The sequence below is a fragment of the Kitasatospora sp. NPDC093102 genome (assembly GCF_040683915.1).
Taxonomy (GTDB): Bacteria; Actinomycetota; Actinomycetes; order Streptomycetales; family Streptomycetaceae; genus Kitasatospora.
In genome coordinates this window covers 59,449-77,823 of record NZ_JBFBFA010000003.1, presented here as the reverse complement: position 1 = coordinate 77,823, position 18,375 = coordinate 59,449, and the positions used below count along the sequence as shown (strand labels likewise).

18 protein-coding genes are annotated in these 18,375 nt (G+C 72.6%); 8 read left to right on the top strand and 10 right to left on the bottom strand.

The window, feature by feature from the left end:
• Nucleotides 1-16: 16 nt before the first annotated feature.
• The gene (locus AB0O11_RS06045; RefSeq protein ID WP_363382246.1) at nt 17-679 is read left to right on the top strand and encodes an HAD-IA family hydrolase; all 663 of its coding nucleotides are present in this window, start codon (nt 17-19) and stop codon (nt 677-679) included.
• A gap of 314 nt (nt 680-993) precedes the next feature.
• Here AB0O11_RS06045 and AB0O11_RS06040 read toward each other — a convergent pair whose 3' ends face one another.
• The 4 genes from AB0O11_RS06040 to AB0O11_RS06025 form a co-directional block, all read right to left on the bottom strand.
• Nucleotides 994-2,937 carry an FtsX-like permease family protein gene (locus AB0O11_RS06040; RefSeq protein ID WP_363382243.1) on the bottom strand — a complete coding sequence of 648 codons (1,944 nt, stop codon included), beginning with the start codon at nt 2,935-2,937 and terminating at the stop codon, nt 994-996.
• Between the two features lie 151 nt (nt 2,938-3,088).
• Nucleotides 3,089-4,057 carry a lanthionine synthetase C family protein gene (locus AB0O11_RS06035; RefSeq protein WP_363382241.1) on the bottom strand — a complete coding sequence of 323 codons (969 nt, stop codon included), beginning with the start codon at nt 4,055-4,057 and terminating at the stop codon, nt 3,089-3,091.
• Nucleotides 4,058-4,448: 391 nt separating this feature from the next.
• The gene (gene ychF, locus AB0O11_RS06030; protein WP_363382238.1) at nt 4,449-5,522 is read right to left on the bottom strand and encodes a redox-regulated ATPase YchF; all 1,074 of its coding nucleotides are present in this window, start codon (nt 5,520-5,522) and stop codon (nt 4,449-4,451) included.
• Nucleotides 5,523-5,606: 84 nt separating this feature from the next.
• The gene (locus tag AB0O11_RS06025; RefSeq protein ID WP_363382235.1) at nt 5,607-5,738 is read right to left on the bottom strand and encodes a hypothetical protein; all 132 of its coding nucleotides are present in this window, start codon (nt 5,736-5,738) and stop codon (nt 5,607-5,609) included.
• 308 nt (nt 5,739-6,046) lie between these two features.
• On the opposite strand from AB0O11_RS06025, the gene AB0O11_RS06020 reads away from it, so the two are divergent.
• Nucleotides 6,047-6,532, top strand: a complete 486-nt coding sequence (locus tag AB0O11_RS06020) for a DUF6542 domain-containing protein (protein ID WP_363382233.1) — start codon at nt 6,047-6,049, stop codon at nt 6,530-6,532.
• Between the two features lie 24 nt (nt 6,533-6,556).
• Here AB0O11_RS06020 and ppgK read toward each other — a convergent pair whose 3' ends face one another.
• Both ppgK and AB0O11_RS06010 read right to left on the bottom strand, forming a co-directional pair.
• Nucleotides 6,557-7,303 (bottom strand): polyphosphate--glucose phosphotransferase, encoded by a 747-nt coding sequence (ppgK, locus tag AB0O11_RS06015; RefSeq protein ID WP_363382230.1) that lies wholly within the window; start codon nt 7,301-7,303, stop codon nt 6,557-6,559.
• 162 nt (nt 7,304-7,465) lie between these two features.
• Nucleotides 7,466-8,440 carry a 4-hydroxy-3-methylbut-2-enyl diphosphate reductase gene (locus tag AB0O11_RS06010; protein WP_363382228.1) on the bottom strand — a complete coding sequence of 325 codons (975 nt, stop codon included), beginning with the start codon at nt 8,438-8,440 and terminating at the stop codon, nt 7,466-7,468.
• Nucleotides 8,441-8,561: 121 nt separating this feature from the next.
• Between AB0O11_RS06010 and AB0O11_RS06005 the strand changes: the two genes are divergently transcribed.
• The 4 genes from AB0O11_RS06005 to AB0O11_RS05990 all read left to right on the top strand — a co-directional run bounded on the left by AB0O11_RS06005 (nt 8,562) and on the right by AB0O11_RS05990 (nt 12,199).
• Nucleotides 8,562-9,929 (top strand): APC family permease, encoded by a 1,368-nt coding sequence (locus AB0O11_RS06005; protein ID WP_363382224.1) that lies wholly within the window; start codon nt 8,562-8,564, stop codon nt 9,927-9,929.
• A 10-nt stretch (nt 9,930-9,939) separates the two neighbouring features.
• Nucleotides 9,940-11,154, top strand: a complete 1,215-nt coding sequence (xseA, locus tag AB0O11_RS06000) for an exodeoxyribonuclease VII large subunit (RefSeq protein WP_363382222.1) — start codon at nt 9,940-9,942, stop codon at nt 11,152-11,154.
• A 62-nt stretch (nt 11,155-11,216) separates the two neighbouring features.
• On the top strand, nt 11,217-11,486 hold the full coding sequence (locus tag AB0O11_RS05995) for an exodeoxyribonuclease VII small subunit (protein WP_363382220.1): 270 nt from the start codon (nt 11,217-11,219) through the stop codon (nt 11,484-11,486).
• Nucleotides 11,487-11,596: 110 nt separating this feature from the next.
• The gene (locus AB0O11_RS05990) at nt 11,597-12,199 is read left to right on the top strand and encodes a malonic semialdehyde reductase (protein ID WP_363382217.1); all 603 of its coding nucleotides are present in this window, start codon (nt 11,597-11,599) and stop codon (nt 12,197-12,199) included.
• Between the two features lie 74 nt (nt 12,200-12,273).
• On the opposite strand, the gene AB0O11_RS05985 is transcribed toward AB0O11_RS05990, so the two are convergent.
• The gene (locus tag AB0O11_RS05985) at nt 12,274-12,810 is read right to left on the bottom strand and encodes a DUF4245 domain-containing protein (protein ID WP_363382215.1); all 537 of its coding nucleotides are present in this window, start codon (nt 12,808-12,810) and stop codon (nt 12,274-12,276) included.
• 215 nt (nt 12,811-13,025) lie between these two features.
• Here AB0O11_RS05985 and glpX point away from each other — a divergent pair, with 215 nt between their 5' ends.
• Nucleotides 13,026-14,066: a class II fructose-bisphosphatase gene (glpX, locus tag AB0O11_RS05980; protein ID WP_363382212.1), complete on the top strand. Its 1,041-nt coding sequence runs from the start codon at nt 13,026-13,028 to the stop codon at nt 14,064-14,066.
• Between the two features lie 87 nt (nt 14,067-14,153).
• On the opposite strand, the gene AB0O11_RS05975 is transcribed toward glpX, so the two are convergent.
• Nucleotides 14,154-14,585, bottom strand: a complete 432-nt coding sequence (locus AB0O11_RS05975) for a WhiB family transcriptional regulator (protein WP_363382210.1) — start codon at nt 14,583-14,585, stop codon at nt 14,154-14,156.
• Between the two features lie 261 nt (nt 14,586-14,846).
• The gene (locus tag AB0O11_RS05970) at nt 14,847-15,530 is read right to left on the bottom strand and encodes a DUF1707 domain-containing protein (protein ID WP_363382950.1); all 684 of its coding nucleotides are present in this window, start codon (nt 15,528-15,530) and stop codon (nt 14,847-14,849) included.
• Between the two features lie 207 nt (nt 15,531-15,737).
• On the opposite strand from AB0O11_RS05970, the gene AB0O11_RS05965 reads away from it, so the two are divergent.
• Entirely contained in the window at nt 15,738-17,429 is a 1,692-nt protein-coding gene (locus tag AB0O11_RS05965) for a fumarate hydratase (RefSeq protein ID WP_363382207.1), read from the top strand.
• A 73-nt stretch (nt 17,430-17,502) separates the two neighbouring features.
• Here AB0O11_RS05965 and AB0O11_RS05960 read toward each other — a convergent pair whose 3' ends face one another.
• Entirely contained in the window at nt 17,503-18,261 is a 759-nt protein-coding gene (locus AB0O11_RS05960) for a GntR family transcriptional regulator (RefSeq protein ID WP_363382204.1), read from the bottom strand.
• Nucleotides 18,262-18,375 lie beyond the last annotated feature (114 nt).

Sequence of the window (18,375 nt, the reverse complement as noted above, 5' to 3'; positions counted from 1 at the left end):
ACCGAGGAGCCGTCCCATGCCCGCTGCCCCCGTCCGGCTGACCGCCCGCGCCGTCCTCCTGGACATGGACGGCACCCTGGTCAACTCCGACGCCGTGATCGAGCGCTGGTGGAGCCACTGGGCCGAGCGGCACGGCCTCGACCCCGCCGAGGTGCTCGCCGTCGCGCACGGCCGCCAGGGCCATGCCACCATGGCCGCCCTGCTGCCCGAGCGCCCGGTCGAGCTCAACCTGGCCGACAACGCGCGGATGCTCGACAAGGAGCGCGCCGACACCGAGGGCGTCGTCCCGGTGCCCGGCGCCGCCGCCTTCCTCGCCTCGCTGGCCGGCCTCCCGTACGCCCTGGTCACCTCCGCCGACCAGGCGCTCGCCCGGGTCCGGATGGCCGCCGCCGGCCTCCCGCTGCCGCCCGTCCTGGTCACCGCCGAGTCGGTGGGCGCCAGCAAGCCCGACCCCGAGGGCTTCCTCAAGGGCGCCGCCGCCCTCGGCTTCGCCCCCACCGACTGCCTCGCCTTCGAGGACTCCGGCGCCGGCATCGCCGCCGCACGGGCCGCCGGCACCCGGGTCATCGGCATCGGCCCGCGCGCCCTCCCCCACCACCCGGACGCCCACGCCGACACCCTCACCGGTGTCACCGTCACCGCCGCCCCCGACGGTCTGCTCACCGTCACCATCGGCTGACCCCCGGAACACCGGACCGTCCGGGCCCGTACCGGTACGGGCCCGGACGGTCCGCGTACGCGCCCGGCCGTCGAGTCCGTCCACAGCGTCCGGGCGCACCCGGCCGGGGCCCGCAGCGGCAGAACGCAGCGGCCGAACGCGGCGGGCGTGCCCGGCCTGCCGGACGTCTCCGCTGTGCTGGAAGGAGATCACGGGGAGGGCGATGACCGAGGCCGCCGTGCCCACGGCGGAGGCCGACTCACCGAAGAACAACAGCCAGAACTACCAGCCCAGGCCCCGCTTCGGGTCGTGCGCCCGTGCTGTCGACGCCCCGATCATGTCATCATCCTCGCGAACTGCCGCTGGACGTCGGACATCGGATGCGCCGTCATGGTCGAGGGGACGGCCACCGCCAGAGCCGCGGCGACGGTCACGCCCACGGTCCAGGGGACGTCGAAGGCCGGCATCGCACCGGTGCCCAGGACCAGGGCCAGGGGGACCAGGCAGGCGATCGCCGTGACGGCGGCAAGGGCCACACCGACGACCGTCGCCCCCGCGGCCTCGTACACCACGCAGCGCAGCATCTGGAACCGGCCGAGGCCCAGGGCCCGCAGGTGCGCTCGCTGCGCCCGCCGGTCGCGCTGGGCGAGGGAGCTGGTGTTGGCGGCGGCCAGCAGCGCATAGCCCGCGACGACGGCCACGATGAGCCGGGAGGCCAGGTCGTCGGCGGCGTTGCGCTGGCTGAGGTCGGCGAGGTGGTCGGCGCGGGAGGCGACCTTCTGGCCCTGCGCGCGCGGCCAGCCGTCCGCCGAGCCGGTGAGCAGGATCCGGTCGGCGTAGGCGGACGGCGTGTGTTCCAGTGCCGTCGACCGCGGAATCACCAACTCCGGAAAGGCCAGGTCCCGTTCGTAGACGGCAGCCAGGGTCAGCGTCTGCGAGGAGCCGTCCGCCATGGCGAACCTCACCTCCTGGCCCAGGCGCCAGTGGTGTCCGTCGGCCTGCATGGCACCGGCGGCGAAGGTGCCCTGCCGCACGTCGGAGATGCGGCCTTCCCGCACCTTGAGGTCCAGGACCTCGGCCAGGGGGCCGCCGTCGACCCCCCACGCGCCGGTGGCCACCGGTTGGTTGTCGTACCAGGTGGGCGGAGCCGTGACCTCGGTCGCCACCAGCGGGACCGCCCTCCCGCCGGAGACCGCAGGCGCCTCGACCGGGAGCCGGGCCCCGGGTTCGGCCGTGACGACCGCCACCGCGCGCAGGCCCTCCTCGGCCTGCCGGTGCTTCGCCTGCCCCATGGTGGCCCCGGCCCCGAGCAGCGACACGGCGATGCCCACCGACAGGAGCACCGGCACCGCCATCGCCGTCGTCCGCGCGGGTGCGGCCCGCAGGCCCACGGCCGCGATGCGGCCCACCCGGCGGTCGAGCAGGCGCATCACCACGGTGGCCGGACGGACCAGCGGCGGCACGATCCAGGGGGCCAGCACGGCCAGTACGGGGATCACCACCAGCGCGACACCGGGGGCCATCGCGGCGCGGAGCGTCGCCGGCAGGTCCATGAACGCCATGACGAACAGCAGCGGGGCACACATGGTCACCAGCAGCACCAGGCCGGTCACCAGGCGCGCCGTGCTCCGGGAGGAGGCCACGGACAGCTCCGCGTCCCGCAACAGGGTGCCGGGGCTCACCCGTCCCGCGGCGAGCACGCTCGCCAGAGCCGCGAGCACCCCCACACCGGCCGTGGTGAGGCAGACGGCCACCGCCGTCCACACCGTCTGGTCCGCGGCAGGGAGCGAGGCCTCCGCCGGGAACAGCCGGTGGTCGAGGAGAACGCTCCGGCCGAGTTCCGCCAGCGGAACCATGCCCACGGCCGCGCCCACCGCCGCCGACACCAGGCCGAGCCGCGCGACGTCGAAGGCGACAAGACCACGCAACCGGTTCGCGGTGACTCCCAGGGCGCGCAGCACGGCGAACTGGGAGAGCCGTTGCCCCGTCCACAGGGAGACGGTGGATCCGATGACCATCACCGCGCACATCAGCAGCATGGACATCAGGAGCGACAGGAGGTTCCGCGCGTCCTGCGCGGCGGCCCAGGCCACGGAGTTCTTCTGGTACTCCGGGAGGCTGGCCCCGATGAAGAGCAGTGCGCCGGCGCCCAGTCCGGCGGCCGTCACGGCGCATGCCAGGGCCGCGCCCGCCACTCTGCCGGGGTAGGCCCGGACCTCGGCGGCGAACAGCCGCCGCATGCTCGTCGAGACGGCGAGAGGGCTGGAAGGCGCGGACACGTTTGCTGTCCTCCATCGGAGCGTAAGTCGGAAGGAGCCGGGGAGGCCGCACTGACCGCGGCCTCCCCGAACTCGCTTCTTTGGAACGGGTCTTGCTCAATTATCCGTGAGTCAGTGGCACACGACGACGCTCACGGTGCTGACCGGGGCCTCAACCACGATCTCCTCGTCCGGCTCCTGCAGAGCGAGAACGTTCGGCATGCGAAGTCACCCGGTCGAGTCCGGTCGGGTCACCGGTGGCGGTCCTTCCGGCCGGCGGCCATCCCTGGGTGGAGTGGCCGCCGGGGAGCAGGCAGCTACCGGGAGTCCGGGCGGCTTTCAGCGCGATGATCGCGCCGGCGGAGCCGGTCGCCAGGTCCGTCGAAAAACGGACCAGTTGATCTCCGTACAGCACCAGGGCGCCGTCGTGCGGCGCGACGTGGAGAGCCAGGGCCCGGAGGTGGTCGTCGAGCTCGCCTCGCCGGTCAGGTAGACGCAGGAGGGCATGGGAGAGCACGTATGCGAGTCCGGCACGACCACTGAACAGCCCTCCCTGGATGACGAGTCGAACCGCACCGGCGCTGGCGCCCGCCACGATCGCATCGGCGTCCACCGCCTCGGCCTGCGCCGCAAGCAGCGCCAGGGCCGCCAGGGCGACACCGCCGGAGCCCTCGGCCAGGTAGGGCAGCAGGCGGTTGGAGCTGTGCATCTGGAGCATGCCGTCCAGGTCGCGGGCGAAGCGCAGATCGCATCGCACCGCCTGTTCGGCGGCCTGTGCCCATTCGACGTCACCGGTGGCCTCGGCGCAGCGCGCGAAGAGCACGGCGGGGCCCGACCAGCCGTTCATCAGCCCGGGGCGGTCCAACAACCCCGGCCTGCCGACCAGTTCACGGACACGCTCGGCCAGGCGGAGGCCTTCGTCCTTCAGGTTCGCGTCCAGGAACAGGTGCGCGATGCCCGTCAGCCCGCCGAACAGGCCGGGTGACGCCGGGAACGGTCCGGCCAGGATCCGGTCGATGAGGTTCGCCGCCTCCGCGTGGCCCTGCCTGTGCAGGAGCCACGCGGAACCGGCGAGTCCGTCGTAGAGCCCGCGGGGGCCGTCGGACGGAGCACGGCTCGCACTCCTCGCCGGCCACTCCACGTACTCGGCGGACGGCTCGGCGCCGGCAGCCAGTTGGGCCAGGAGGACTCCCGGTGCGCCGTACGCGAGACCGAGCGAGGCGCCCGGGCGGTGTCCGGCGACGTCACCGGGAAAGAGCCGGTCGGTACGGCCGGGGTCGGCCGCGGCGCAGATGCCGCGGAGCAACGCGGCCGTGGACGGCGCGGTCGGCGCCGCCACCCCGGCCGGAGCCGATCCGGCGGCCGGCAGATGCGGCCGCAGGGCGGGCGACAACGCGAACCGCTCCGGCATCCGTCGCACGAACTCGGCACCGAGCCGGCACGGAAGAGAAAACGGGGCTCGCCCCCACGAGAGGCGAGCCCCGTCCGGCCTGCGCATTCGGCAGATCGATCTAGCTCAAGGCGGTCAAGGCTCAGACGTTGAAGCGGAACTCCACCACGTCGCCGTCCTGCATGACGTACTCCTTGCCCTCGATGCGGGCCTTGCCCTTGGCCCGGGCGTCGGCGATGGAGCCGGTCTCGACCAGGTCGGCGAAGGAGATCACCTCGGCCTTGATGAAGCCCTTCTGGAAGTCGGTGTGGATGACTCCGGCGGCCTCGGGGGCGGTGGCGCCCTTCTTGATGGTCCAGGCGCGGGCTTCCTTGGGGCCGGCCGTCAGGTAGGTCTGGAGGCCGAGGGTGTCGAAGCCGACCCGGGCGAGGGTGGCGAGGCCGGGCTCTTCCTGGCCCATGGACTGGAGGAGCTCCAGGGCCTCGGCGTCGTCCAGCTCGATCAGCTCGGACTCGATCTTGGCGTTCAGGAAGATCGCCTCGGCCGGGGCGACCAGCTCGCGCTGGGCGTCCTTGAAGTCCTCGTCGGCCAGCTCGGCCTCGTCCACGTTGAAGACGTAGAGGAAGGGCTTGGCGGTCAACAGGTGGAGGTCGCGGATCGGGGTGGTGTCGAAGCCGGCCTCGAAGAGGGTCTTGCCGGTCTCCAGGATCGCCTGCGCGGCCTCGGCGGCGGCCAGCACGGGGGCGGTGTCCTTCTTGAGGCGCGCCTCCTTCTGGAGCCGCGGCAGGACCTTCTCGATGGTCTGGAGGTCGGCCAGGATCAGCTCGGTGTGGATGGTCTCGATGTCGTCCTTGGGCGACACCTTGCCGTCCACGTGCACCACGTCCGGGTCGGTGAAGGCGCGCACGACCTGGCAGATCGCGTCCGACTCGCGGATGTTGGCGAGGAACTTGTTGCCCAGGCCCTCGCCCTCGCTGGCGCCGCGCACGATGCCGGCGATGTCGACGAAGTCGACGGTGGCCGGGAGGATCCGCTGGGAGCCGAAGATCTCGGCGAGCTTGGCCAGCCGCTCGTCCGGGACACCGACCACGCCGACGTTCGGCTCGATGGTGGCGAACGGGTAGTTGGCCGCCAGCACGTCGTTCTTGGTCAGGGCGTTGAACAGGGTCGACTTGCCGACGTTCGGCAGGCCGACGATTCCGATCGTGAGCGACATGAAGCGCAGTCCCGTGGGCTTGGAGGAGTTGGGTCGGCACCGTACGGGCCGACCCCCAAGTCTACGGGCAGCCCCCGCACTGCCTCACGGCACCGGCGGCTTCGCCGGATCGGCCGTACCGAGCACGCCGGACCGGAACGCGCGGCCCTCGTCCCCGGCGCCGGCCGGGATGTCGAGCCGGACGTGGTCGAGGCGTTCGAACGTGAAATCGGTCATGCTGTTCCCCTGTGAAGAGACCCGTGGACGGATCCGGTGATCACCGCGCGCCGGCCCGGCCGCGCAGGTCGGCGCACCTGAGTGACGATCACATCACTGCTCCGTCCGAAGACACGGGGCAAGACCTGAACGGTCCATTACACAGTGTGGCGATGATCGGACCGTACGTTGGGCGGGTGGAGCAGAGCATCCGTACCCAGCCGCCAGGGCCCAGACGCCGTCCGCCGACCGGCGCGGCCGCAGCCACCGTCCCCGGTCCAGGCCGGCCTCCCGAGAGCGCCGGAGCCCCAGGCTCCCGGCAGCGCCCGGTGGCCCGCCCGCCCGCCACCTCCCGCCCCGCCGGCCCCCGGCTGCGCCTGCGTCTGCCGCTGCGCGGGCGCGGCGACGAGCAGCTGTACGGGCGGCGGCGCACCGGTCGGCCGACCCGGCTGACGGCCGTCGGCACCGGGGTGGTCGCCGTCCTGGCGACGCTCGCGGTGGCGGGCGTGGACCGGCTGCTCTTCGGCGGCCTGGGCTGGCTGTTCGGCCTCGGCTACCTGGTGGTCTGCTTCCAGCTGGCCGTCCGGGTGCGCTACGCGGACCTGCTGGCCGCACCGATCAGCGGGCCGATCGCCTTCGCCCTCGCACTGCTGCTGCTGGAACCGGTGAACTCCTCGGGCGTCGCCGCCCAGCTGGTGTCGCTGGCGACCGGGCTGGCGCTGCGGGCCGGCTGGCTGTTCTCCGGCACCGGGTTGGCGGCGCTGATCGTGCTCGCCCGGTTCGTCGCCCAGCGCCGGATCCACCGCTCCCGCTGAGGCCGCTCCCGCCGAGGCCGGCCCTCAGCCCTCCGTCCGAGCCGCCGCCATGGCGGCTCCGACGATTCCCGCGTCGTTGCGCAGCTCCGCCGGCACCACCCGTGCCTCGCGGTGCTTCAACAGCGGCAGGAACCTCTCGTGCTTGCGGCTCACCCCGCCGCCGATCACGACCAGCTGCGGCGAGAACAGCATCTCCACCAGGTCCAGGTACTCGTCGACCCGCCCGGCCCACTGCTCCCAGTTCAGCCCGTGTCGCTCCTTGGCGGCCGAGGATGCCCGGCGCTCGGCGTCCTTGCCGCGCAGCTCCAGGTGGCCCAGCTCGGTGTTGGGCATCAGCGTGCCGTCCACGAACAGGGCGCTGCCGATGCCGGTGCCGAAGGTGAGCACCAGGACCACGCCCGACTCGCCCCGCCCGGCGCCGTGCGTCAGCTCGGCCAGCCCGGCCGCGTCCGCGTCGTTCAGGACGGTCGCGGGCATCCCCAGTGCCTGGCGGAAGAGGCCCGCCGCGTCCAGCCCGATCCAGCCCTTGTCCACGTTGGCCGCCGTTCTGGTACGGCCCTCGACCACCACGCCGGGGAAGGTCAGCCCGACCGGGCCCTGGTGGTCGAAGTGCCGGACCACCTCGCAGACGGCGGCGACCACGGCCTCGGGGGCGGACGGCTGCGGGGTGAGCACCTTGTGGCGCTCCTCGGCGAGCACGCCCCGGGCGAGGTCGACGGGCGCGCCCTTGATCCCCGAGCCGCCGATGTCCACGCCGAATACCGCAGTCATCTCGTCCGCCCTCCGCCGTCGGCCGTGGACCCCTCGTCCACGGCCGGTGATTGTCCACAGCCTGTGCACAAAACTACGAGAGTGCGCCCGGGCGCGCACAGCAGGCAGCCGCACGGCAGAAGGCCCGGCACCCCCACGGGGTACCGGGCCTTCCGGGCGGCGTCAGAGCTTGCCCGCCGCCTCGGCGCGCAGGTCGCGGCGCAGCTCCTTGGGCAGCGAGAAGGTCAGGTGCTCCTCGGCGGTCTTGACCGTCTCGACCGTGTCGTAACCGCGTGCGGCCAGGAACTCCAGCACGCCGTCGACCAGGATCTCCGGCACCGAGGCGCCGCTCGTCAGGCCGACCGTGGTGACGCCCTCCAGCCACTCCTCGCGGATCTCCTCGGCGAAGTCCACCAGGTGGGCGGCCTTCGCTCCGTACTCCAGGCCGACCTCGACCAGGCGGACGGAGTTGGAGGAGTTCTTGGAGCCGACCACGATCAGCAGGTCGGTCTCCGGAGCCAGCTGCTTGACCGCGACCTGGCGGTTCTGGGTGGCGTAGCAGATGTCGTCGCTGGGCGGGCTGACCAGCTCCGGGAAGCGCTTCTTCAGCTCGCCGACGGTGGCCATGGTCTCGTCCACGGACAGGGTGGTCTGGGACAGCCAGACGACCTTGGACTCGTCCCGGACCTGCACGTTGGCGACGTCCTCGGCACCGTCCACCAGGTGGATCCGGTCCGGGGCCTCGCCCATGGTGCCGATGACCTCCTCGTGGCCCTCGTGGCCCACCAGCAGGATGTCGAAGCCCTCGTCGGCGAAGCGCACGGCCTCCTTGTGCACCTTGGTGACCAGCGGGCAGGTGGCGTCGACGGTGGCGAGCTTGCCGGCCCGCGCCTCGTCGTGGACGGCCGGGGCGACGCCGTGCGCGGAGAAGACGACGATCGAGCCCTCGGGCACCTCCTCCGTCTCGTCGACGAAGATCGCGCCCTTCTTCTCCAGGGTCTGCACCACGTACTTGTTGTGGACGATCTGCTTGCGGACGTAGATGGGTGCCCCGTACTGCTCCAGGGCCTTCTCCACGGCGATTACGGCGCGGTCGACTCCCGCACAGTAGCCCCGGGGGGCGGCGAGCAGGACACGGCGCTGCGCGGTCTTGGACATGGCTCCATCGTACGGGCGGCCGCAGCCGTCGCCCGCCCTGTCGGCGCCTCCCGACGGAAGCCCCCTGACGGCGGACACTTTCCGTGCAGACCAGGTCGACAGCGCTCAAAATATGGTGTCTATGAGCTCTGTGAGCGAGCAGGCGACGCCGAGCGGTCTGCGCCGCAGCCTGGGCGTCCGCGATCTGATGGTCTACGGGCTGCTGTTCATCGCCCCGATGGCCCCGGTCGGCGTGTTCGGCGTGCTGGACGCCAAGAGCCACGGCGCCGTCGCCACGGTGTACCTGGCCGCGACGGTGGCGATGGGCTTCACCGCCTTCTCGTACGCCCAGATGGTGCGCGCGGTGCCGCAGACCGGCTCGGTGTTCGCCTACGCGCGGGCCGGGCTGGGCGAGGGCCCGGGCTTCGTCGCCGGGTGGATGGCGATGCTCGACTACCTGCTGATCCCCGCGGTGGCCTACCTGTTCTCCGGGATCGCGCTGAACTCCCTGGTGCCCGACGTCTCGCGCTGGGTCTGGACGGCGCTCGCGGTGATCGTGACCACCGGGCTCAACCTGGCCGGGGTGCGGACGGCGGCGGCGGTCGGCTTCGCGGTGCTCGCGATGGAGATCGTGGTGCTGGTGGTGTTCGTGGCCGCGGCCGTGGTGGCACTGGTCCAGGGCGGCGCCCGGCGCGGCTGGGACACCCCGTTCACCGCCGTCGGGGACTTCTCGCTGACCGCGGTGGTCTCGGCGGTGTCCGTCGCGGTGCTCTCCTACCTGGGCTTCGACGCGATCGCCACCTTCGTGGAGGAGGCGGTCGGCGCCTCGGCGGCGGTGGCCCGGGCGGTGCTCTGGTGCCTGGCCCTGGCCGGCGTGCTGTTCGTCGTCCAGACCTACCTGGCGGCCCTGCTGGAGCCGACGGCCCCGCAGCAGTTGGCCGCCGACCCGGCGGCGCAGGGCTCGGCCTTCTACGACACCGTGGAGAGCGGCGTCGGGCACTGGTTGCACGTGCTGGTGGCGGCCGGCAAGGCGATCGGCGCGGCCTTCGCGGCCCTGGCCGGGCAGGCGGCGGCCGGGCGGCTGGTCTTCGCGATGGGCCGGGCCGGGCGGCTGCCGCGCTTCCTCGGCTCGGTCGACCCGGCCAGCGCGGTGCCGCGCCGGGCGCTGCTGACGGCCGCGGTGATCACGATGGTGACGGCGGTCTGGGCGGCCGACCGGGACAACGGGCTGGACCAGCTCACCTCGGTGGTGAACGTGGGCGCTCTGACCGCCTTCGCGCTGCTGCACGCCTCGGTGATCGGCTGGTACGTGGTGCGGCACGGTTCGCGGCGGTGGCTCCGGCACCTGGTCGTGCCGGTGCTGGGCATCGCGGTGATCGGGGCGGTGGTGTACGAGGCCGCGGCCACCGCGCAGCTCGTCGGGCTGGTCTGGCTGGTGGTCGGCCTGGTGGTGCTCGCCGTCCAGGGCGACGCCCGCGGCGGTCTCGGCCGTGTCGGCGGGCGCCGCTAGCCTCGTACGCATGGCCAACACCAGCTCACCCGAATCGCCGCTCCCGGTCGGCAAGGTCTCCGCGCTGATCGGCGGCTGGATCGACCGGCTCGGCGCGGTCTGGGTGGAGGGGCAGATCACCCAGCTCAGCCGCCGCCCCGGCGCGGGCGTGGTGTTCCTGACCCTGCGCGACCCGCAGGCCGACGTGTCGCTCACGGTGACCTGCTTCCGCTCGGTGTTCGACCAGGTCGCGGACGTGGTGCAGGAGGGCGCGCGGGTCGTCGTGCACGCCAAGCCGGAGTGGTACGCGGCCCGCGGACAGCTGTCGATGCGCGCCTCGGAGATCCGCCCGGTGGGCCTCGGCGAGCTGCTGGCCCGGCTGGAGCAGCTGAAGCGGCGGCTCGCCGGGGAGGGCCTGTTCGCGGCCGAGCGCAAGAAGCCGCTGCCGTTCCTGCCGCAGTGCGTCGGGCTGGTGACCGGACGCGGCTCGGCGGCCGAACGGGACGTGCTGGAGAACGCCCGGCGGCGCTGGCCGGCCGTCCGCTTCGAGGTGCGCAACGTCCCGGTGCAGGGGGTCAGCGCGGTGGAGCGGGTGAGCGCGGCCGTGCGGGAGCTGGACGAGCACCCCGAGGTGGACGTGATCGTCGTGGCCCGCGGCGGCGGCAGCGTGGAGGACCTGCTGCCGTTCTCGGACGAGGGCCTGGTGCGGCTGGTCGCGGCCGCCCGTACGCCGGTGGTGAGCGCGATCGGGCACGAGCCGGACCAGCCGCTGCTGGACTTCGTGGCCGACCTGCGCGCTTCCACCCCGACCGACGCGGCCAAACGGGTGGTTCCGGACGTCGGCGAGGAGCTGGCCAGGATCCGCCAGCTGCGCGACCGCGCCCGCCGGCACGTGCTGTCCCGGATCGAGCGCGAGCAGCACGGGCTGGACGGGGTGCGCAGCCGCCCGGCGCTGGCCGCCCCGCACCGGATGCTGGACGGGCGCGGACAGGAGGTGGACGGCCTGCTGGAGCGGGTCCGGCGCACCCTGCGGCAGCGGCTGGACCACGCGCAGAGCGACCTCGGGCACACCCTGGCCCGGGTGGTGGCCCTCTCCCCGGCGGCCACCCTGGAGCGCGGCTACGCGGTGCTCCGGCGGACGGACGGCACGGTGGTGACCGACCCGGCGCAGGTCGCGCCCGGCGAGGGGCTGCACGCCCGGGTGGCGGGCGGCGGCTTCGACGTCACGGTGGCCGACGGGCGATAGCGGCCGCGGGGACGGCGCCGGCGGGGGTGGCGCTGTCCGTCCCACCCCCTACGCTGGCACGCATGGCAGAGCAGCAGGAACAGCAGGACGCGGCGGCGGCAGCGGCGGCGCCGAACCCGGACGACGCGCTGGGCTACGAGCACGCCCGGGACGCGCTGCTGGAGGTCGTCCGGCAGCTGGAGAACGGCGGGACGTCGCTGGAGGAGTCGCTGGCCCTGTGGGAGCGCGGCGAGCAGCTGGCGAAGGTGTGCCAGCGCTGGCTGGACGGCGCCCGGGCCCGGCTGGACGCCGCGCTGGCCGCCGAGGAGGGCGCGACCCCGGGCGGAGAGTGACACGGGTCACATGCACTTGGGGAATCGTTGAATCTTCACCTATGTTGGAGGAAGTGACCGGCCGCGGCCGGCCATACCGACGAACCCCCTTCCGCATGAGGTGCAGAAGCATGACCACCGACGCCCTGGTACTCGACGCCGCCGCTCAGGACCTGCTGTTCCGTGAGGCCCGCACCGCGAACACCTTCACCGAGGAGCCCGTCTCCGAGGAGCAGGTCCAGGCCATCTACGAGCTGGTGAAGTTCGGCCCGACCGCCTTCAACCAGCAGCCGCTGCGCGTCGTCCTGGTCCGCTCGGCCGAGGGCCGCGAGCGCCTCGTCCAGCACATGGCGGACGGCAACAAGGCCAAGACCGCCGCCGCCCCGCTGGTCGCCATCCTCGCCGCGGACAACGAGTTCCACGAGGAGCTGCCGGCCCAGCTCCCGCACTTCCCGCAGGCCAAGGACATGTTCTTCTCGGAGCGCAGCGTCCGCGAGCAGTCCGCCACGCTGAACGGCGCCCTGCAGGCCGCCTACTTCATCATCGGCGTGCGCGCGGCCGGCCTGGCCGCCGGCCCGATGACCGGCTACGACGCCGACGGCCTCAACAAGGAGTTCTTCGGCGACGGCGAGCACTCGGTACTGGCCGTGGTCAACATCGGCAAGCCGGGCGAGGACGCCTGGTTCCCGCGTTCGCCGCGCCTGGCCTACGACGAGGTCGTCACCACGGTCTGATCCGCCCCGCGTGAAAGGGCCCCGACCGGTTCGTCCGGTGCGGGGCCCTTCGGCGTGCGCGGGGGCGGGACGGGCTACTTGAGCGCCTGCGCCAGCTCGGCCAGCTCCTCGTAGGAGGCGGTGCCGGTGAGCAGGGCGGTTCCGGGGCCGGTCTGTACGGCCAGCGCGCGGTCCTTCTCGCCCTGCACCCGGTCCCAGGTACGGCCGGCCACCTCGGAGGTGCCGTCCGGCTTGGCGCCCTTCACGTAGTCGGCCAGCAGGGAGTCGCGCGGCACGTCGCTCTGCTCGACCGCCGCGTACTGGCCGGAGGGGGTCACGAAGCCCAGGTGCCAGGCGTTGCCCTTGCCGTTGTTCTGGCCGGCCGGCCGGTAGGCGACCGAGGTGGCCCGCCACTCCCCCGGCAGCCCCTCCGGGGACAGCAGCGGGTACGGCGCGGCGCGCTTGGCGGAGGCCGCCTCCACCCTGTACCCGACCGCGCGCACCGGGTCGCCGCCGGAGCCGTGCGGGAGGAACAGGTACCCGACCCCGACGACGAAACCGACCGCCAGCATCGACAGGACCATGTCCCGTACGGTCTGCCGGCCCCTCATGCCCTTGCTGTCTGCTGCCACCCCCACATGGTGACCCATCCACATTTCCGGGCGTCCACCAGGGGTGTCCACGTCCGGGTGAAAGGGGACGAACCGGCGGTTTCCGCCACAGAGCAGCGACCCGCGCCACAGACAGTCATCTCGTGGGCAGATACGATCGCAGAACCCTCACCACGGCGTTCGACCAGGCAGTAGTCGGGCGCTCACTGGCCGTCGCGTACAGAGAGGTAACGACGATGACCACGCAGTACCCTCACCACCTTCCCAGTGCCCTGGAGGTCGCGCCCGAGGCTCCCGACCGGAACCTCGCGCTCGAACTCGTCCGGGTCACCGAGGCGGCCGCGATGGCCGCCGGCCGGTGGGTCGGACGTGGCGACAAGAACGGCGCGGACGGCGCCGCCGTCAAGGCGATGCGCACCCTCGTCTCGACCGTCTCGATGAACGGCGTCGTCGTCATCGGCGAGGGCGAGAAGGACGAAGCCCCGATGCTCTACAACGGCGAGCGGGTCGGCGACGGCACCGGCGCCGAGTGCGACGTCGCGGTCGACCCGGTGGACGGCACCACGCTGACCGCCAAGGGCATGAACAACGCGGTGGCCGTGCTGGCCGTCGCCGACCGCGGCACCATGTTCGACCCCAGCGCCGTGTTCTACATGGACAAGCTGGTGGCCGGCCCCGAGGCGGCCGAGTTCGTCGACATCACCGCCCCGGCGGCGGTCAACATCCGCCGGGTCGCCAAGGCCAAGGGCAGCGCCGTCGAGGACGTCACCGTCGTCGTGCTCGACCGCCCGCGCCACGACGGCCTGGTCCGGGAGATCCGCGAGGCGGGCGCCCGGATCAAGTTCATCTCGGACGGCGACGTGGCCGGCGCCATCATGGCCGCCCGCGAGGGCACCGGCGTCGACCTGCTGATGGGCATCGGCGGCACCCCGGAGGGCATCATCGCGGCCTGCGCGATGAAGTGCATGGGCGGCGTGATCCAGGGCCGGCTGTGGCCCAAGGACGACGCCGAGCGGCAGAAGGCGCTGGACGCCGGCCACGACCTGAACCGGGTGCTCACCACGGACGACCTGGTCAGCGGCGAGAACGTGTTCTTCGTCGCCACCGGCATCACCGACGGCGAGCTGCTGCGCGGCGTGCACTACCGCTCGGAGACCGCCACCACCAGCTCCCTGGTGATGCGCTCCAAGAGCGGCACCATCCGCGAGATCAACTCCACCCACAAGCTCTCGAAGCTGCGGGCGTACAGCGCGATCGACTTCGACCGCGCCAACTGAGCTCCACGAGAGCGCACTTCGCGGCCCCGGCGGGATCCCCCTCCGCCGGGGCCGCGGTGCACCGCCCTCCCGCTCCCGGACCCGCCGTCACCCGGCTATCCGGCGCCGCGCGGCCGCCGTCACCCGGGCCGCCTCGCGCAGCTCCGCCTCCCGGCGGCGACGCCGGGCCAGCACCACCCGCCGCTCGGCGGCCGTCAGCCCGCCCCAGACCCCGTACGGCTCCGGCTGGGCCAGCGCGTGCTCGCGACACTCCAGCAGCACCGGGCAGCGGGCGCACACCTGCTTGGCCTGCTCCTCGCGCGACAACCGGGCCGCCGTCGGCTCCTTGGAGGGCGCGAAGAACAGCCCCGCCTCGTCCCGCCGACACGCAGCACCGGTGTGCCAGGGATTGTCCTCACCCGCGGGGGAGCCCGCCGGGCCGCCCGGGGACTGCGACTGCGGCCGGACGCCGGGACGGCGCTCCAGGACCTGCGCAGCGGCGACTGGCGAGGTGGTGCGGGACTCGATCGGATGCAGCACGGCCGTACTCCTGACGAGGCTCTGGACACGGGGAACCCTCGCTCCCCCGCCGACTGCGAGCCCCCGCTGTCCAACCCCGGCACGGCCGCTCGGCCGCCTCCGGTGCGCAGCCGTCCAAGAAGCGATGTGCGGAAGGAACTACCCCGCCCGGCCGCGATTCATGCACACTGCACGCAATCGACTACGCAGTGCACCGGCCGCAACGCCGAGCGCCCGACCGGGAGTTGATCCCAGGCCGGGCGCTGCGCAGGTCAACGACGGTCAGTCGGCACCGAGTTGGCGGCGCACCCACTCCTTCAGCTTCTTGCCCCGGCGCGGCTTGGCCTCGCAACCGCCGAACAGCGCAAGGCCCTTGACCCGGACAACCGGAGCGTACGGGTCCGCCGCGGTCTGCTCCCGGACGTCGAAACCGCCGAAGATGCCGACGCCGGATCCCTGCAGGCTCACGTTCTCCGGGACCCGGACCTCGACCCCGCCGAAGATCGCCGTCACCGTGATCTCCACCTCGGGAGACTCGAACACGGCGTCGGTCAGGTCGATCTCCACCCCGCCGAACGCGGCGAAGGCGCTCAGGTGCGAGCCCACCCGCCAGCGGCCCTTGCGGGACGCGCCGCCGAAGACCGCCACCACCGTCGGGGACTCCTGGCGCGCGGGCGGCTGCGGCGGCCGCGTCGCCTGCGGGGCGTCCAACGGCTGCTTCTCGAAGGACAGCGGACGGGCCGGCAGGTCCCGGGTCAGCGGCACGAGGTCGCCGAAGGTCTTCGCGGCGTAGGCGGCCTCGATGCGTTCCGCGTGCTCGTCCGCGTCCAGGCGGCCCTCGGCGTAGGCGTCCCGCAACAGTTCCGCGACCTTCTCGCGGTCGGCGTCGGAGACGCGCAGTTCCGCCTCCGCGACCGGCGCGTGCGGCCGCGGCGCGGTCTCGGCCTTGGCGTCGGGTTTGGTCATCGGTACGGGCGCCGGCACCGGCGGCTGCCCCGGGTCGTCGTGCAACGGCGAGTTCTCCACGGGGCCAGCCTAGTGGGTCGCACTCCTGCACGAGTGAGCCCGGTCACGCAAGGCGGACCTGTCCGCATGCCGACTTCCACCGGGTCCTACCCTGGATGGTGCTTCGCCGACGCAGCCGGACCAACTGGACAGCTAAGGACCGCCCCCATGGCTCCCACGCCAGACTTCGAGTACAGCGACCTGCTCCCCCTGGGCGCTGACCCGACCCCGTACCGCAAGCTCACCTCCGAGGGTGTCTCCACCTTCGAGGCGGGCGGTCGCACCTTCCTCCAGGTCGAGCCCGAGGCGCTTCGGCTGCTGACGGCCGAGGCGATGCACGACATCTCGCACTACCTGCGCCCCGCCCACCTCGCCCAGCTGCGCCGCATCCTGGACGACCCGGAGGCCAGCCCCAACGACCGCTTCGTCGCGCTCGACCTGCTGAAGAACGTCAACATCTCGGCCGGCGGCATCCTCCCGATGTGCCAGGACACCGGCACCGCGATCGTCATGGGCAAGCGCGGCCAGAACGTGCTGACCGAGGGCGGCGACGAGTCCGCCATCGCGCGCGGCGTGTACGACGCGTACACCAAGCTCAACCTGCGCTACTCCCAGATGGCCCCGGTGACCATGTGGGACGAGAAGAACACCGGCAACAACCTGCCGGCCCAGATCGAGCTGTACGCCACCGACGGCGACGCGTACAAGTTCCTGTTCATGGCCAAGGGCGGCGGCTCCGCCAACAAGTCGTACCTGTACCAGGAGACCAAGGCCATCCTGAACGAGGCGAGCATGCTCTCGTTCCTGGAGCAGAAGATCCGCTCGCTGGGCACCGCGGCCTGCCCGCCGTACCACCTGGCCATCGTGATCGGCGGCACCAGCGCCGAGTTCGCGCTGAAGACCGCCAAGTACGCCTCGGCGCACTACCTGGACAACCTGCCGACCTCCGGCAACGCCAAGACCGGTCACGGCTTCCGCGACCTGGAGCTGGAGGCCAAGGTCACCGAGCTGACCCAGAAGATCGGCATCGGCGCCCAGTTCGGCGGCAAGTACTTCTGCCACGACGTGCGCGTGGTGCGCCTGCCGCGCCACGGCGCCTCGCTGCCGGTCGCGATGGCCGTCTCCTGCTCCGCCGACCGCCAGGCGCTCGGCAAGATCACCGCCGAGGGCGTGTTCCTGGAGCAGTTGGAGACCGACCCGGCGAAGTACCTGCCGGACACCACCGACGAAGCCCTGCTGGTAAGCGGCTCCGCCGCGGGCGACGCCGGCGTGGTGCGGGTCGACCTCAACCAGCCGATGTCCGCGATCCGCGCCGAGCTGTCCAAGTACCCGGTGAAGACCCGGCTCTCGCTCACCGGCACCCTGGTGGTCGCCCGTGACATCGCCCACGCCAAGATCAAGGAGCGCCTGGACGCCGGCGAGGGCATGCCCAAGTACCTCCAGGACCACCCGGTCTACTACGCGGGCCCGGCCAAGACCCCCGAGGGCTACGCCTCCGGCTCCTTCGGCCCGACCACGGCCGGCCGGATGGACTCCTACGTCGACCAGTTCCAGGCGGCCGGCGGCTCGATGGTCATGCTCGCCAAGGGCAACCGCAGCAAGCAGGTCACCGACGCCTGCGCCGCGCACGGTGGCTTCTACCTCGGCTCGATCGGCGGCCCGGCCGCCCGTCTCGCCCAGGACTGCATCAAGAAGGTCGAGGTGCTGGAGTACGCCGAGCTCGGCATGGAGGCGGTCTGGCGCATCGAGGTCGAGGACTTCCCGGCCTTCATCGTCGTGGACGACAAGGGCAACGACTTCTTCCGCGAGACCACCGAGGGCCCGCTGATCACCAGCCTGCGCGTCCGCTCCAAGGAGTAGTCCCCCCGCGTTCCTCCACCGCCCCGGCCGCCCCTGCGGCCGGGGCGGTTCCCGTGTCGGCGCGGCCTCCGGGTCACGCGTCGAAGTCGTACTCCAGGACGTAGGAGGCGGCGTCCAGGATCATCTCGTTGAGCTCGACGACCTGGCCCTCGTCGGCGAAGGCGGTGCGGCAGATCAGGATGACCGGGGTGCCGGCGGACAGTTCCAGGCGGGCCGCCTCCTCCGCGCCGGGCATCCGGGAGCGGACCTCCTCGCGGAAGTGCACCGGCTTGGCGCCGATCTCGGCGAGCCGGGCGTAGGTGCCGCCGGGGCCGGTGTCCTCACGGGTGATGGCGGTACCCGCGACCAGGACGGCGGGCAGGTAGGAGGTCGAGAGCAGCACCGGCTTGCCGTCCAGGACGAAGCGGCGGTGCCGTACGCACATCGGGGCGCCCGGGTCGACCCCGAGCACCCGGGCCACGTGCTCGGGCGCGCCCTGCTCGGCGACGGACACCTGGTCGACGACCAGGCTGCGGTTGTCGATGTCCGCCGACCATATCGACCGGCCGGACCCCCACTGCCCCTGTGCCAGCCGCTGTATGCCGCGCCGGCGCAGCGGCCGGAAGTCCCGGACGAACACCCCGGCGCCGCGGCGCGCCTCGGCGATGCCCTCGCTCTGAAGCACGCCCAGCGCCTGACGGGCGGTCATCCGGGCCACGCCGTACTCGTCCATGAGGTCGTTCTCGCCGGGCAGGCGGTCGCCCGCGCGGTACCGGCCGGTGTCGATGGCCGCCTTCAGGGCTTCGGCGATCCGTTGGTACTTGGGCTGCTTGTCGCCACTGCTGCCGGTCATCGCCGCTCCCTCTGCCTCGGACAAATCGTAGGCGCGCCCGCGGTCGCCGGTAAGGAGATACGACCGTTGACATCTCTAGAGATATTAGCTTCTCTAGAGATGCTGGCCAGTCGC

Excerpts from the sequence above, each read along its gene's own strand:
- AB0O11_RS05965 (WP_363382207.1), top strand. The coding sequence starts at position 15,738 with ATGGCTCCCACGCCAGACTTCGAGTACAGCGACCTGCTCCCCCTGGGC.
- AB0O11_RS05995 (WP_363382220.1), top strand. The coding sequence starts at position 11,217 with ATGGCAGAGCAGCAGGAACAGCAGGACGCGGCGGCGGCAGCGGCGGCG.
- ppgK (WP_363382230.1), bottom strand. The coding sequence starts at position 7,303 with ATGACTGCGGTATTCGGCGTGGACATCGGCGGCTCGGGGATCAAGGGC.
- AB0O11_RS05960 (WP_363382204.1), bottom strand. The coding sequence starts at position 18,261 with ATGACCGGCAGCAGTGGCGACAAGCAGCCCAAGTACCAACGGATCGCC.
- AB0O11_RS06005 (WP_363382224.1), top strand. The coding sequence starts at position 8,562 with ATGAGCTCTGTGAGCGAGCAGGCGACGCCGAGCGGTCTGCGCCGCAGC.
- ychF (WP_363382238.1), bottom strand. The coding sequence starts at position 5,522 with ATGTCGCTCACGATCGGAATCGTCGGCCTGCCGAACGTCGGCAAGTCG.
- AB0O11_RS06010 (WP_363382228.1), bottom strand. The coding sequence starts at position 8,440 with ATGTCCAAGACCGCGCAGCGCCGTGTCCTGCTCGCCGCCCCCCGGGGC.
- AB0O11_RS06045 (WP_363382246.1), top strand. The coding sequence starts at position 17 with ATGCCCGCTGCCCCCGTCCGGCTGACCGCCCGCGCCGTCCTCCTGGAC.
- AB0O11_RS05970 (WP_363382950.1), bottom strand. The coding sequence starts at position 15,530 with ATGACCAAACCCGACGCCAAGGCCGAGACCGCGCCGCGGCCGCACGCG.
- AB0O11_RS05990 (WP_363382217.1), top strand. The coding sequence starts at position 11,597 with ATGACCACCGACGCCCTGGTACTCGACGCCGCCGCTCAGGACCTGCTG.
- xseA (WP_363382222.1), top strand. The coding sequence starts at position 9,940 with ATGGCCAACACCAGCTCACCCGAATCGCCGCTCCCGGTCGGCAAGGTC.
- glpX (WP_363382212.1), top strand. The coding sequence starts at position 13,026 with ATGACCACGCAGTACCCTCACCACCTTCCCAGTGCCCTGGAGGTCGCG.
- AB0O11_RS06025 (WP_363382235.1), bottom strand. The coding sequence starts at position 5,738 with ATGACCGATTTCACGTTCGAACGCCTCGACCACGTCCGGCTCGACATC.